Source organism: Caldivirga sp. (genome assembly GCF_023256255.1).
Lineage (GTDB): Archaea > Thermoproteota > Thermoprotei > Thermoproteales > Thermocladiaceae > Caldivirga.
Genome location: NZ_JAGDXD010000012.1, coordinates 1 through 12,712 on the forward strand (window position 1 = coordinate 1; position 12,712 = coordinate 12,712).

Sequence of the window (12,712 nt, forward strand, 5' to 3'; positions counted from 1 at the left end):
TGAAACAACAATAAAACATAAACCAAACACAATCAAAACACCTTTACTCTTTCTTCATGACGCTTCAGGAGTATATCCTTTAGTATTGACTCATAATTATTTACATCAGTCGGTAGGGCATGGAGTGGTAATATTCATTAAAAAGATTAGTTCTCATGGTGTATTATGTGAAGATGATGCGGTTTGGGTTAAAAAGGTGGGTATTGTTTTAAAATGCATGTTAGTGATTTCTGGGACTTTAACGGTATTAGTGGTGTTGATTATTATTACCCTACTTGCATATGCCCTATACATTTCAATCCCATTAATCTATACTTTAAGTTACCCGTTTAACTACATTGCATTGATGACGTTGATTTTAGTGGTTTTGGTCGTGGTCCTAATATTAGTGTTGAAATTCATTAGGCCTTGGTTTAATTATTAAAAGAGTTTGCATAGACTTTCTTTAGAGGTTTCTAATGATTAATAATGTTTTTAAGAATTAGGTAAACGAATTTACTATGGTTACTGCGACTCAAGCGGTGAGGATTGCCTTAAGCTTCATGAATAATATGTACTGGAATTATAGGGTGATGGGTTACGTTGTTAGGGTTAATGCTAGCCATGTTAGTAGGTATGGTGGCGTGTACTACGTTACGGTTAACGTGGCTTTAAGTAACCCGGTTTTAGCTGGGGCTCGGCGTGTTGTGCATAGGGTTGAGGTTGATGCGGATAGTGGGCAGGTTGTGGCCTTCTACTGAAACTAGTGAGGTTACTGTATGCGCTATGGTTCCTTAACTATGATTGCAGCATGTAATTAACTATTGCAATACGCTTCCACGTATATGTGGGTATTTACGGTTAATTAATTATGGTTAATTTTTGACCGTTTGCTGATGCTCATTGTTAATTCACATGCTGATTACTCACCCCTTTCATGCTTAATTGAGTGAATTTTTATTAGTCAAGAGTTGATTTTATTATAAATAATGCTTAATAATAGCTGGTGATGAGGGGTCATTGTGAGTCAGAGGTTTGACGTCATAGTTGTTGGGGCAGGACCAGCAGGCTTAACCGCGGCCCAGAGGTTGGCTTCAAGGGGTTTTAAGGTTCTGGTTGTTGAGAGGGGTCGTAGGCCTGGGAGTAAGAACGTTTATGGGGGTAGAATATACGCCCACGTCCTTGATAAACTATACCCGGAGTACGTTAAGGAGGCTCCCGTGGAGCGTTGGGTTAGGAAGGAGCGTTTAACCATGCTGACTAAGGACAGTGGGGTTACCCTTGAGTTTGAGACTAAGGCCACTGAGCATAAGTCATTCACAGCATACCTATCAAACTTCACAGAGTGGCTTGATAGGAAGGCTGAGACCGCTGGGGCGCTTGTGGTTACTGAAACACCTGTGGATAACTTGATCACTAAGGATGGTAAGGTTATTGGGGTTAAGTCGGGGAGTGACGAGGTCTACGGTGACGTGGTTATTGTGGCTGAGGGTATTAATAGGCTTGTCCTAGAGTCAAGTGGACTAGCCCCTAAGCTTCAACCAAGCCTAGTTGGGCTTGGGGTTAAGGAGGTTATTAAGCTTGGTAGGAATGAGATTAATGAGAGGTTTAACCTAGATGAGGATGAGGGCCTCGCCTGGGCCCTGGCAGGCTACCCAACTCACTACGTGCCCGGCGGCGCATTTATCTACACTAATAAGGATGCAATAACCCTGGGCATTGTTGTTTACCTTGAGCACGGAGGTAAGCTTGACGTGCCAGTCTACGACCTAATAGAGGAGTTTAGGCTTCACCCATTCGTAAGTAGACTACTTAAGGGTGGGCAATTACTGGAGTACTCAGCTCACTTAACGCCGATAGTGGGCTTAAAGGCAATGCCACCTAGACTGTATGGTAATGGTTACCTAGTGGTTGGTGATGCCGCCGGCTTCCTACTTCACCTAGGCGTTTTAATTAGGGGGGTGGACTTCGCCATGGAGAGCGGTAGGCTTGCCGCTGAGGCCATTATTAAGGCTCATGACCAAGGTAAGTACGATGAGGAGGCGTTGTCGATTTACCATCAGCTGCTTAATGAAAGCTTCATACTGAGGGAGTTCAACGCCTTCAAGAACGCCCATAAGGCCTTAAATAACCCCAGGCTCTACAGTGATTACGTGATGCTGGCTAACGCATTCATGAGTAGGTACTTTGACGTTGATGGGACGCCTAGGAGGATTTGGGACACGTTCATGAAGACTAAGGGTAAGTTAACCCTAGTTGACTTAACTAGGGATGCCTTAAGCCTGGTGATGAACCTATGAGCATGGATAATAGGAGAATACCCATTGAGGAGAGGCTTAACTCCAATGCCTGGGACGTTAGCCAAAGGCCCCACATTAGGATAATTGACCCTGACAAGTGCCGTAAATGCGAGGCAAAGCCCTGCACCCACCTATGCCCAGCAAGGTGCTACACCTTATCCTCAGATGGCACTGTGCTCTTCTCCCATGAGGGCTGCCTTGAGTGTGGGACCTGTAGGATTGTTTGCCCACACAATGCAATAGAGTGGACTTACCCAAGGAGTGGCTATGGAGTGCAGTATAGGTTTGGGTGATGGGTCATGGGCGCCACTGTTATAAGTTCAGCAAATGCAGGCTCAACCATGGGTAAGGAGTTGACTATTATTGTTCCTGTTAAGGCAGCTGTACCAAACATAACTGCGGTTAGGCTTGACCCAGTAACCCACAACCTGGTTAGGGAGGGTGTGCCACTGATGCTTAACCCCTATGATAGGAACGCCCTTGAATTCGCCCTTAGGCTTAAGGACAAGTACGGTGGTAGGGTGATTACGTTATCCATGGCTCCACCTAGTGGTAAGGATTTCCTTGAGTCAACAATAGGCATGGGTGCTGATGAGGCTTACTTAATAACGGACAGGGTCTTCGCTGGGGCAGATACCTTAGCCACATCCTACACGGTAGCTATGACGATTAAGAAGCTCTTCCCAAGCTTCAACCTAGTGGTGATGGGTGAGGAGACCACCGACTCCACCACAGCCCACATGCCTGCTCAAGTGGCGTCATGGCTCAGCCTACCCTACCTATACTACGTAGTTGATGGTGAAGTCGACTTTGAGAAGGGGACCATTAGGTTAACCCGTTACCTTGAGGATGAGGGTGTCTTCGAGGAGTACGAGTACACTATGCCAGTCATAGTTAGCGTGTATAAGGATAGTAACCCACCAAGGGACATTAGCTTAAACCGCAAGATTCAGGCTAAGTTAAGTGGCCTAGTTAAGTCAGTGACTAATAATGAACTTAAGCTTGACCCATTCTGCGTTGGTTTAAGGGGTTCACCAACAATAGTGGCTAAGATAGAGGACGCTAAGCCAATACAGAGGAAGAAGCAGATATTCAAAGGTGACCCCAAGGAGGCGGCTAAGTGGCTTATAGAAAACTTAACCAAGGAGGGGGTGATTAGACTATGAGCAGCACCAGAATATGCCCAGAGTGGCCTCAGATAAACAAGAGTGATTATAAGGGTATTTGGGTTTACGTGGAGCACCAGAACGGTGTAATAAAGGATGGCAGCCTCCAGTTGATTGGTAAGGCTAGGGAATTAGCCGCTAAGATTAATACTGATGTGTCAGCAGTGATGATTGGGCATGGTTTAGGGGACTTGGTTAAGGAACCCATATACTATGGGGCTGATAGGGTTATTTACGTTGACGATGAAGCCCTCTCAGTCTACATGCCCCACGTCTACTCCTCAGTAATAGTTAACCTTGTTAACAAGTATAAGCCTGAAATAGTCTTATTCGCAGCAACAAAGAGGGGGAGGGAATTAGCCCCCTACGTCGCCAATACCCTTAGGGCTGGTATAACAGCCGACTGCACTGACCTTGACGTTGACGTTAAGACAAGGGACCTTGACCAAGTAAGGCCAACGTACGGAGGCAACATACTGGCTCACATTAGGACACCCAATAGGAGGCCTCAATTAGCCAGCGTTAGGCCCAACGTATTCCCAACACCACCAAGGGACGTTAACCGTAAGGGTGAGGTTATTAGGGAGTCGTTGAATAACCTACCTAAGCCTAATGGGGTTCTCCTAGGCGTTAAATCAGTAACTAAGGGGGACAGTGACCTACCACCAGTTGAGAAGGCTGACCTAGTGGTTACGGCTGGGAGGGGTGTTAGTGGACCTGAGGGTGTTAAGCTACTTATTGAGTTAGCTAAGGCGCTTGGAGGCACTATTGGTGGAACTAAGAAGGTTACTGACGCTGGTTGGTTACCCACTGATAGGCAGATTGGGCAGACCGGCAAGACCGTTAGGCCCACTGTCTACATTGGTGTAGGCGTTAGTGGGGCTATCCAGCACATATTCGGCATAAAGGAGTCCAAGATAATAGTCGCCATTAACAGTGACCCAAACGCTCCAATATTTGAATACGCGGACTATGGCATAGTTGGGGACTATAGGCAGATTGTGCAGGCATTACTGGAGTTACTCAACTCAAGGAGGCAGGCCGTTAAGTAAGTCACAGAAGAAGGAAACTAAATCCCTGAACAAAAACCTTAAACCCCTAAATCACTTACTATGCTAATTACTACCGCTGTTGCTGCTGCATTGATGGTTACTTTAACAAGTACTGCTTAAGTACCGTCGGGTTTATGAATCTATTAAGTTAGTTGATGGTTTTTGAGGAGCTGGACGTGCCCCAATGTTGAATAGGTTCTCATAGTGATGAGACCCTTAACTGGGTCTAGTTGTCGATGAGGTTACGATGGTATTATCTACTTAATCTTTCTTATCATGCTCTCCAGATCCTCATACTCCTTTATCATTCTTTTCATAAGTTTAGCTTCCTCCCCACACCTCACATGGAACTCGAACTTAGGATTACCTACCTCTCTCCTTAATCTTGCCAATACTTCCAGCCAGTTAACTCCACATGGTACTTCAACCAGTATATCTACATCACTGGCGGCCGTCGCACTTCCCCTGAGCTGGGAGCCGAAGAGGTAGGCTTTACCATTATATTCCTCGGCAATCTCGATTATTTTCTTAAAGTACCTCAGCTTGTTCCTCCTAAAATCCTCATTCACCCTTCCTAACTCTCTATAATACCTAAACATTTGAGGACACCTCTCACGAAGCTTCTCACACTCCTATACTCCTTCCCCGAGTACTCCCTAGCTAAGTATCTCGAGGCTATGTAGGCGTCGTTGAGTATGCTAACGTCATACCACATACCTCCTGCTAATTTCGCTAGGCATTGATTCTCAGCCAACTTAATCAACATGCCTGAGTCGTGAACCTTGGGGAAATCACCCTTGGTCCTCAGCATGTAGGCCTTTATCCCCAGTTGTAAGGCCTGCTTCAGGTGGAATAAGGCTATGTCGTACCTCTTCTTGGCGGCATCCCTAGAGCCCTCCTCAAAAGAAGTACCTTGCCCTCTCGGCAAGTCTCCTGTAAAGTTCGTAACTCACAGGGCATAATACGCCTATACTTTTATCCCTTAAGTGAACATTACCTATCTCTCTTTCAAAGGACTTAAGAGCATGGGCATTATTTAACCGCATGCACCTTTATGATCTCCTTCCCTTGCTCCTTAGGGCTGTTTTATAGTTGATGGTTAAGCGTAAGATTTATAGTCATTAGTTGATGGAGTCCTAAGGTTTATTTACCAAAAGCCATAAACCCACTGTGGAGAATATTAGCGACTACGCGGAGGAGCTTTATGAACTCACCGATGAATGCCCAGTCTGTAGGAACAAGACCCTAGGCATTAGGGGTGTTGTGTATAATACGCCATACTTCGGTAGAATACTCCTGGAGGTAATGAACTGCTCCACCTGCGGCTTCAGGTACATGAACATAACTTACCTTGACAGTAAGGGGCCTGTTAAGTTAACCTACAGGGTTACGGATAGGGTTGATGTTGAGAGGACTTGGATCATCAGGTCAGCTGAGGCTAAGATCTACTCACCTGACCTAGGCTTCACACTTTCCCCAGGCTCAGCCGGTGAGGCAATGATAACCCCCCTAGAGGGCTTGATATATAGGTTAATAGAGTACGCTGAGGCCATGAAGGGGCTTGAGGGAGAGGCTGAGGAGAGGAGGCGTATGTTCATTAGGGAGGCTACGGATGCCCTTAATGGCTTAAGGGAATTCACAATAGTAATAGAGGACCCCACTGGAAACAGTATAATTAAGCCGCCGCCCGGCAGGGAGGATAGGCTTAAGGAGGAGGAGCTTAAGGTGCCTTAAAATGAGTAAGGCCCTGCCAATAGCCGATAACCACGCCCACGTTAACCCAATTAGGGGCCTTGGGCCTAGGGAGGTGGCTAGGAGGTTTAGGAGGACTGGGGGCTGGTTCATGGGTGTGGTTGCCCTGTTGACCTGGGACCTTGGGTTAAGTCAAGGTAACCTTAGTGATGTTGATAAGCTCTATAGGTTAACCATTGAGTCAGCTAAGGTTATTCAGGGGGAGGGAGTTAAGGCCATGGCCATAATTGGCCTACACCCAGCTGAGTGCGTTAGGCTCCTTGAGGCTGGTTGGGGTATTAATGAGGTTAGGGAATTCATGGTTAAGTCAATTGACTTAGCGGCCCAGTACGTTAAGAGGGGGGAGGCTGCTGGCATTGGTGAAGTAGGTAGGCCGCATTGGGAGGTTAACGCTAATGTGGTGGGCCTCTGCAATGAGGTAGTGGAGTACGCTATGACCGTGACTAAGGACCTCAACGCCGTAGTTCACCTACACCTGGAGAGGGAGGGGGAGGTTACCGTTAAGTCAATACTTGAATTAACCAATAGGGCTGGGGTTAGGGATAAGTGGAGGATTATACTTCACCACGCATCACCAAGCATGGTTAAGCCAGCTGTGGATAATGGCCTAACACCCTCAATACCAGTGGGTAGGAGGGGGGAGTTTGAGGAGGCTGTTAAGTTAACTAAAGCCCTGGTGGTGGAGAGCGATTATGCCGATGACCCAAGGAGGCCAGGTGCGGTAATACCACCCTGGAGAATACTAAGCAGGGTTAACAACCTACTTAGGTTAAATTTAATCAGTGAGGAGGATGTGGCTAAGATGATGATTGACGGTATTGAGAGACTGTACGGTGTTAGGTATGGTTAAAGCCAGCTAGCTCAACTCCCTGAAGATGCTTATCTCAGCATCGTCATTGAACTTCACGTAGAACCTATACTCCTCCCCACCCCTCTTCACCGTGCAGTTTCTACCCATGTTGAAGTTACCGTTTATCACAGCCTCATCGACGTGATCCCAGTTCCTCCTCTTAGCCTCATTCACAATGCTCCTAAAGCCCTTGGCACATAGGTCGCAGCAGAAGAATAGCCTCTCACCATCAGCCTCCTCGTAGTACTCACCCCATGTTGCCCCACATAGAGCGCAACCAGTCTCCTTACTTCCCACCCTCCTCCCATTCACGATGATTATCATGCTCCCACCACCTTAACGGCATCAGGGTCTATCATAATGGCTCTTTCAAGGCTACCACCAGGGATAGGACCCTCACTCAGTTCCTTAGGAAATGCTGATGCTCTATGACGTAACCCAACAATATGGCCCTATTAGGCCTCTGCATGGCTAGTATGAATGGGTGTGGGTTCTCCCCATAAAACCTATCAATAACTCTGCGCCTAATCCACATTCCCAAGTCCCCGCCATGGTTAAACAGCTCCCTTAACCTAACCTCAAGCTCCTCAGGCCTGAGTTCACTGTTTGAAATATTTCTGTTAAGCCACATCACATGGGCACCATCGCTGGTCCTAGCCATGTAACTGAGGTGCTCAGCCACACCACCCCAATCACCGAACTTAACCCTACAGACTGGGCACTGGGGCATGGGTAGTTAACCCACTTAAGCTTAATATGCCTAGGCACCTTAACTTAACCCTATTAACCACTCGAGATAGTGATATAAGCAATGAACCTCATGATGACTACCCAAGGAGATATCGCCATTCCTCCAAGGCTTGCTATTCACATTAGTTCAGTAACCTATATTAAGCATTACAGGCCAGTGGAGCGCTGGTAATAATGCTTCCTAATAGGGATACGATTAAGGCTAAGTTAAGGGAGTATGAGGATGCTAGGGACAGAGTAATTAACACTGGCATTAGGTTGAATAGGTTATCCAAGTCCGTGATATACTCAGTGATTAGGAATGACTGGGAGGCAGCTGGAAAGTACCTTAACGACATGAAGAGGGAGTTGGAATCCCTAATGAACCTAATCAGGCAGTACCCATTCTACTACGATAAGGCCGCGGTAAGCTTCCAGGAGTACGCTGAAGCCTACATAATGTACAAGTTCAATAAGGATGGTAAAATACCCACAATTGAGGAGGTTGGGGTTGATGAATTAGCCTACCTAAACGGCCTAATGGAGTTCACGGGTGAATTATCAAGGAAGGCAACAGAGGAGTTAATTAAGGATAACTTAGACTACGCAATCAAGGCTAAGGAAACCATGGAGGACATTTACCTAGACATGCTCTACATGGAGTTCAGGGACTTCGAAATGAGGAAGAAGGTGGACTACGTAGCCAATAACATTAATTGGTTAAACGAGAAAATATTCTACAAGACACTAAACAGGGGGAAGCAGGGTAATTAAGCTAATTGAGGCTGATTGATTTTCAAAGGGGGCCGGCTTACATGGGGATCTGCGTGTCCAAAAATTGGACACGCAATTTAAAAACCTTTCGCATTGAAAGCAAGCAATAGAGCTTACCTCCTCTCCTCACTACGGCAACTGGCTGGGCAGGGCATGTCACGTGAGAGTGCTGAGGCTAGTGCGGCTAGGGAGATGCTCCTGACCCATACCCTACCTGGGCCCCTCACGTTAACGAAGAATAATCCCTCACCACCCAGTAGCATTGTTCTTAAGCCGCCTACCCTCTTCACCGTGTACTGCATTCCAGCATCGAAGGCTAGTAGGTGACCTGCCTCCACGTTCATTTCAACCCCATCCTCAAGTTGAATCATGTGGACGTAGCCGGTGCCGTGGAGGAAGACATTGCCTGGACCAGTGAATTTAGCTAGGAAGAGGCCCTCACCGCCGAATAAGCCCACGGATAGGTGGGTTAGGCTGGCGTCATACTTCACAGTGTTCTCGGCGAATAAGAATGACCCATGCTCAGCCATTATGGATTCCCCATCACCAAGAGGCACTTGAATCACCTTACCAGGCGTACTACCTGCGAAGGCGGCCTCCCCAGGGCCTGTTAACTCAAGTACGAAGAACGAAGCACCCGTTACAGCCCTCTTCAAGCCAGCCAATATGCCGCCAGTAGCCCTAGCAGTTATACCAACTGTGGGCGTCTTATAGAGGAGGTGGCCACCCTCCCCGTAAATACCCTCGCCATTACCCATCACAACCCTGACTAACTGCAGGTCATCGCCGAGAATCGAATACTCCATAGATAATTACTATTGGTTGATTTATAAATATTAAGGTTCACCCAAGGGGCAAGGGAGCAATGAGGCAGGAGGCCTCATCCTTAAGGACAAGGTGGCTCGCACGCTAATGTTCAGTAAACTAATGCCCAATAACGACGCCTAGTTGCTAATGAAACGTCCCTCCACTCCTCAGCACTTCGTAAACCTCCTCAATGTTCCTCGGCCCCTCCATTGGCCCCATTCTAGTGACCTTAATGGCCGCTGCAGCGTTGGCGAACCTGAGGGTTTCACTGATCCCCCAGTCCTTCAGGTAGCCGTAGATAAATGCCGCATTAAAAACGTCACCGGCCCCAGTTGGATCCACTTCATTAACCCTAAACGACCCCTCCGCATGCTCGCCTCCCCTCGTTAAGGCTATTGAACCATTAACGCCCCTCTTAACAACAACCACCTCAGGTCCCTTCTCAAGTAGTCTCCTAGCCTCCTCAATGGCGTTGCCACTGCCCATTAGTGATTTAACCTCATCCTCACTGATTAAGAGTATGTTAACTAGCTTAAGCACACTTAGGAGTAGTTCCCTTGTAGCATTAATGCTCATTAACTCAACCCTAATATTGGGGTCAAGCGACACTAATGCGCCTGCACGCCTAGCCTCCACCATAGCCTTAATGCAAGCCTCCCTAGGGCCTTCACCAATGTACATTGTTGAACCCGATACGTGAAGAACCCTTGAATCCGCAATGTAACTAGGCTCAATGAGACTGGGGCTTAACTTAACTGACGCCGACCACTTCAGGTTGAAGACGAACCTCCTTAAGCCTGACTCATCATATGCAACGAAGGCAAGTCCCGTTACTGAATCATTGTCAATAATTATGTGGCTCACATCAACCCCATCACCCCTAAGCCTATTAACAACCATAACACCGAAGTCATCAGCCCCAACAACCCCAGTAAACCCCACCCTGAGGCCAAGTCTTGAAGCTGAGTCTGCCGTTATGGCTGGTGCACCACTTGGGAATGGGCCCATGTATAAGTCAGCAACATCATGCATAACACCCCTACGAACCCTAACGAACTCCACTAATAATTCACCCAATGAAACCAAGTCAAACCCCACGGTGGTAGGGTTAATGCACGCAACTTAAACATTACCCAATTGAAGGCACTACAGGAAAATATGAGAATAGATGGCAATGTAATTAACTCATGGTAATTTTAGAGGGTTAACTAAGCCTAAACCCATTCCTAATTAAAATAAAACCCTAATACTCACAGTAATTAGTCCATGATTCAACGTGAAACTTTAACCAACGCCTTACATTGATTAAGTTTAATTAATAATTCCTCAACTGCTGCATGTGATTCTCCTTAACATAACCTTTCCCCTAACAACACCCTTAACCCTGCAGTTCTTCGGTAATGCTAGTATTAGTGGTAGTAGCACGGCACCTATTTTGAGTTCAACAACCTGCTCCCTATACTCCTTATTATTCTCAACCATATTAAGCTCATCATTAATGTATCTACGAGTCCTCTCATCAATATTCTTGTTTCTCTCCGCTAACTTCAATGCCCTCTTAAGTACATCAACGTAGAATTCTACACCACTGCCATAACCCTTACCCTGCTTGCCTAGCTCATAGGCTGCATAAAGCATTAGACATGGGGTACCGATAACTGTTGAGTCCATGGCTTCACCGCATAGCCTGCCTAATTCATTAATGCGGCTTAACCCTTCCATAATATGTTCCCTAAGGAACTCCTCCTCAACCATACCTTTACTCCTAGCCTCCTTAGCCACGTTACGGAGCCTATTGTAGATTCCACTTATGCACGATGCCCTATCATTAATACTATTGCTAATGCACTTGCCTAGCTTATCAGCACCTAAGCCTAATTCCCTCATTAATTCCCTATTAATTACCTTAACTAGGGTTCCCGCGTACTCCTTTAGTGCCATCCTTGCGGTTATGTATCTTTGCTTTAGGTAATTAGGATTAAGCGGCTTAGAGGAGTCCCATATTTTACCGAATATTTCACTTAACTCTGAGTAATATGAATCATTTACTGATCCGCTAAGGGTAACGTTAACCTCAATGTTTGTTTTAAGGCCCCTCATGGTTAGGTTTGAGGAACCAACTATGGCTAGGTACTGGCCACTACTGTATATTAAGTAAAGCTTAGCGTGAAGCATCTCATTAACCCTAACCTCAACATTCCCCCTATTAACCAAGTAATAGTAAGCCTTGGGCGTTATGTCGTTAGCCACTAGCCTAACTTTACTCGCCCTCTTAACTAACCCTTCAATCAACCCTAAACCATTGAACCTAACGTAAGCTGACGCCACATCAAGGTTAATTGAACTAAGGCCCAATGCTCTATGCATTAACTTAATTAACCCAACATCATTTAATGTTGATTCAATGCGAACATTAGCATTACTGTTCACAGATTAATGAAATATCACCAGCGTATTAAACTTAATTTTTGAAAAACGCCTTTAAGTTCATTCAACACTAAATGCCTACTAATCACTGTTCCTCTTTACCTTATACTTTTAATTTGAACTAAACATTTAATGAACCTCACCACTTGGTTAATGGCTAGAAGTGGGGTGTCTGTATTAAGGTGGATAAGCGTGTAATTCTCTATAATTATAAACATTGAGTTAAATATTATTGAGAATAATAATACTAAGGCATGAGGGTGGGTTTGGTGTTTTGTTGATGAATTTGAGGGTGTTGTTAGAGGGAGTAGGGATTATGGTTTGCTTTTATTTTTATTAATGTGGAGTGGGTGTTACTTAGAAGTCTTCAAGGATGCCTAAGATTATTACTTTAATGAGTTAAACATACCCGGTGGGGGTAAGTTCACTACTACTCCAATAATCCTATTAGCCAATACTCCAAGCTTAGGTAAGACTATTGAAAATAACTTGTTGTTAGGGATTTTGTCTCTGTTAAGCCTAGTAGGCTTAACAGTGTTAAGAGGACTGGTGTGAATTGAGTTGACTGCTTGAATGGTGGTGATTAGTCCCCCTAAGAGACTAAGCGTGGTTAGGGTTAGGACTGGTGGTTTTGAGGTCAGGTATATGTTGACTAGGGCCAACCACCTATGGAAATGCACTAGTGAGACAAGGAATTAAAATATGAATCTTAACTGTAAAAAACATGATAATCTAAAGTATAAATAATGATTAAATACGTAAAGAAACCATTGGAATAAAGCTTAAATACATGCATACATATAGTGAACTATGTCCCCTAGAATCAAAACCTACATCCTACTAGCAATAGCAGCAGTGGCGTTAGCGTTAGGAGTA

Annotated in this window: 18 protein-coding genes; 10 read left to right on the top strand and 8 right to left on the bottom strand. The window is 45.6% G+C overall.

Features of this window, described 5'->3' with window-relative positions; genetic code table 11:
- The 6 genes from Q0C29_RS01730 to Q0C29_RS01755 all read left to right on the top strand — a co-directional run.
- Window positions 1–424: hypothetical protein (locus tag Q0C29_RS01730; RefSeq protein ID WP_291998938.1), on the top strand; the 424-nt coding region annotated here is incomplete at its 5' end.
- Between the two features lie 76 nt (window positions 425–500).
- On the top strand, window positions 501–740 hold the full coding sequence (locus Q0C29_RS01735) for a hypothetical protein (RefSeq protein ID WP_291998939.1): 240 nt from the start codon (window positions 501–503) through the stop codon (window positions 738–740).
- Between the two features lie 261 nt (window positions 741–1,001).
- The gene (locus Q0C29_RS01740; protein WP_291998940.1) at window positions 1,002–2,279 is read left to right on the top strand and encodes an FAD-dependent oxidoreductase; all 1,278 of its coding nucleotides are present in this window, start codon (window positions 1,002–1,004) and stop codon (window positions 2,277–2,279) included.
- Window positions 2,276–2,572, top strand: coding sequence for a ferredoxin family protein (locus Q0C29_RS01745; protein ID WP_291998941.1), 297 nt, complete (start codon window positions 2,276–2,278; stop codon window positions 2,570–2,572). Before Q0C29_RS01740 ends, Q0C29_RS01745 begins: the two co-directional genes overlap by 4 nt.
- Before the next feature lie 6 nt (window positions 2,573–2,578).
- The gene (locus tag Q0C29_RS01750; protein WP_291998942.1) at window positions 2,579–3,445 is read left to right on the top strand and encodes an electron transfer flavoprotein subunit beta/FixA family protein; all 867 of its coding nucleotides are present in this window, start codon (window positions 2,579–2,581) and stop codon (window positions 3,443–3,445) included.
- The gene (locus Q0C29_RS01755; RefSeq protein ID WP_291998943.1) at window positions 3,442–4,497 is read left to right on the top strand and encodes an electron transfer flavoprotein subunit alpha/FixB family protein; all 1,056 of its coding nucleotides are present in this window, start codon (window positions 3,442–3,444) and stop codon (window positions 4,495–4,497) included. Before Q0C29_RS01750 ends, Q0C29_RS01755 begins: the two co-directional genes overlap by 4 nt.
- 257 nt (window positions 4,498–4,754) lie before the next feature.
- On the opposite strand, the gene Q0C29_RS01760 is transcribed toward Q0C29_RS01755, so the two are convergent.
- Genes Q0C29_RS01760 through Q0C29_RS01770 form a run of 3 tightly spaced genes read right to left on the bottom strand, consistent with a single transcriptional unit; the run spans window position 4,755 to window position 5,543 of the window.
- Complete coding sequence (locus Q0C29_RS01760; protein WP_291998944.1) at window positions 4,755–5,096, bottom strand: nucleotidyltransferase domain-containing protein; 342 nt, start codon at window positions 5,094–5,096, stop codon at window positions 4,755–4,757.
- Window positions 5,072–5,425, bottom strand: a complete 354-nt coding sequence (locus Q0C29_RS01765; RefSeq protein WP_291998945.1) for a HEPN domain-containing protein — start codon at window positions 5,423–5,425, stop codon at window positions 5,072–5,074. The genes Q0C29_RS01760 and Q0C29_RS01765 overlap by 25 nt, the downstream gene beginning before the upstream one ends.
- Window positions 5,397–5,543: a hypothetical protein gene (locus Q0C29_RS01770; RefSeq protein WP_291998946.1), complete on the bottom strand. Its 147-nt coding sequence runs from the start codon at window positions 5,541–5,543 to the stop codon at window positions 5,397–5,399. Before Q0C29_RS01770 ends, Q0C29_RS01765 begins: the two co-directional genes overlap by 29 nt.
- Window positions 5,544–5,667: 124 nt before the next feature.
- Here Q0C29_RS01770 and Q0C29_RS01775 point away from each other — a divergent pair, with 124 nt between their 5' ends.
- On the top strand, window positions 5,668–6,231 hold the full coding sequence (locus tag Q0C29_RS01775; protein WP_291998947.1) for a ZPR1 zinc finger domain-containing protein: 564 nt from the start codon (window positions 5,668–5,670) through the stop codon (window positions 6,229–6,231).
- A 1-nt stretch (window position 6,232) separates the two neighbouring features.
- Window positions 6,233–7,099 (top strand): TatD family hydrolase, encoded by an 867-nt coding sequence (locus tag Q0C29_RS01780; RefSeq protein WP_291998948.1) that lies wholly within the window; start codon window positions 6,233–6,235, stop codon window positions 7,097–7,099.
- A gap of 6 nt (window positions 7,100–7,105) precedes the next feature.
- Here the strand turns inward: Q0C29_RS01780 and Q0C29_RS01785 are convergent, their stop codons facing one another.
- Both Q0C29_RS01785 and Q0C29_RS01790 read right to left on the bottom strand, forming a co-directional pair.
- Window positions 7,106–7,423 carry a TA0938 family protein gene (locus Q0C29_RS01785; RefSeq protein ID WP_291998949.1) on the bottom strand — a complete coding sequence of 106 codons (318 nt, stop codon included), beginning with the start codon at window positions 7,421–7,423 and terminating at the stop codon, window positions 7,106–7,108.
- Window positions 7,424–7,499: 76 nt separating this feature from the next.
- Entirely contained in the window at window positions 7,500–7,829 is a 330-nt protein-coding gene (locus Q0C29_RS01790) for a C2H2 type zinc finger domain-containing protein (RefSeq protein WP_291998950.1), read from the bottom strand.
- A 194-nt stretch (window positions 7,830–8,023) separates the two neighbouring features.
- Between Q0C29_RS01790 and Q0C29_RS01795 the strand changes: the two genes are divergently transcribed.
- Complete coding sequence (locus Q0C29_RS01795) at window positions 8,024–8,602, top strand: haloacid dehalogenase (RefSeq protein WP_291998951.1); 579 nt, start codon at window positions 8,024–8,026, stop codon at window positions 8,600–8,602.
- 113 nt (window positions 8,603–8,715) lie between these two features.
- Here Q0C29_RS01795 and Q0C29_RS01800 read toward each other — a convergent pair whose 3' ends face one another.
- From Q0C29_RS01800 to Q0C29_RS01810, 3 genes are all read right to left on the bottom strand, one after another.
- Window positions 8,716–9,408, bottom strand: coding sequence for a TIGR00266 family protein (locus tag Q0C29_RS01800; protein ID WP_291998952.1), 693 nt, complete (start codon window positions 9,406–9,408; stop codon window positions 8,716–8,718).
- A 145-nt stretch (window positions 9,409–9,553) separates the two neighbouring features.
- Entirely contained in the window at window positions 9,554–10,507 is a 954-nt protein-coding gene (locus Q0C29_RS01805) for a sugar kinase (protein ID WP_291998953.1), read from the bottom strand.
- Window positions 10,508–10,735: 228 nt separating this feature from the next.
- Window positions 10,736–11,839 (bottom strand): phospholipase D-like domain-containing protein, encoded by a 1,104-nt coding sequence (locus Q0C29_RS01810; protein WP_291998954.1) that lies wholly within the window; start codon window positions 11,837–11,839, stop codon window positions 10,736–10,738.
- 570 nt (window positions 11,840–12,409) lie between these two features.
- On the opposite strand from Q0C29_RS01810, the gene Q0C29_RS01815 reads away from it, so the two are divergent.
- Window positions 12,410–12,535, top strand: a complete 126-nt coding sequence (locus tag Q0C29_RS01815; protein ID WP_291998955.1) for a hypothetical protein — start codon at window positions 12,410–12,412, stop codon at window positions 12,533–12,535.
- Window positions 12,536–12,712 lie beyond the last annotated feature (177 nt).

Bases quoted from the DNA above. Each gene is read 5' to 3' on its own strand.
- Q0C29_RS01735 (WP_291998939.1), top strand. From the start codon at position 501: ATGGTTACTGCGACTCAAGCGGTGAGGATTGCCTTAAGCTTCATGAAT.
- Q0C29_RS01745 (WP_291998941.1), top strand. From the start codon at position 2,276: ATGAGCATGGATAATAGGAGAATACCCATTGAGGAGAGGCTTAACTCC.
- Q0C29_RS01750 (WP_291998942.1), top strand. From the start codon at position 2,579: ATGGGCGCCACTGTTATAAGTTCAGCAAATGCAGGCTCAACCATGGGT.
- Q0C29_RS01755 (WP_291998943.1), top strand. From the start codon at position 3,442: ATGAGCAGCACCAGAATATGCCCAGAGTGGCCTCAGATAAACAAGAGT.
- Q0C29_RS01760 (WP_291998944.1), bottom strand. From the start codon at position 5,096: ATGTTTAGGTATTATAGAGAGTTAGGAAGGGTGAATGAGGATTTTAGG.
- Q0C29_RS01770 (WP_291998946.1), bottom strand. From the start codon at position 5,543: ATGCGGTTAAATAATGCCCATGCTCTTAAGTCCTTTGAAAGAGAGATA.
- Q0C29_RS01780 (WP_291998948.1), top strand. From the start codon at position 6,233: ATGAGTAAGGCCCTGCCAATAGCCGATAACCACGCCCACGTTAACCCA.
- Q0C29_RS01785 (WP_291998949.1), bottom strand. From the start codon at position 7,423: ATGATAATCATCGTGAATGGGAGGAGGGTGGGAAGTAAGGAGACTGGT.
- Q0C29_RS01790 (WP_291998950.1), bottom strand. From the start codon at position 7,829: ATGCCCCAGTGCCCAGTCTGTAGGGTTAAGTTCGGTGATTGGGGTGGT.
- Q0C29_RS01795 (WP_291998951.1), top strand. From the start codon at position 8,024: ATGCTTCCTAATAGGGATACGATTAAGGCTAAGTTAAGGGAGTATGAG.
- Q0C29_RS01800 (WP_291998952.1), bottom strand. From the start codon at position 9,408: ATGGAGTATTCGATTCTCGGCGATGACCTGCAGTTAGTCAGGGTTGTG.
- Q0C29_RS01815 (WP_291998955.1), top strand. From the start codon at position 12,410: ATGGTGGTGATTAGTCCCCCTAAGAGACTAAGCGTGGTTAGGGTTAGG.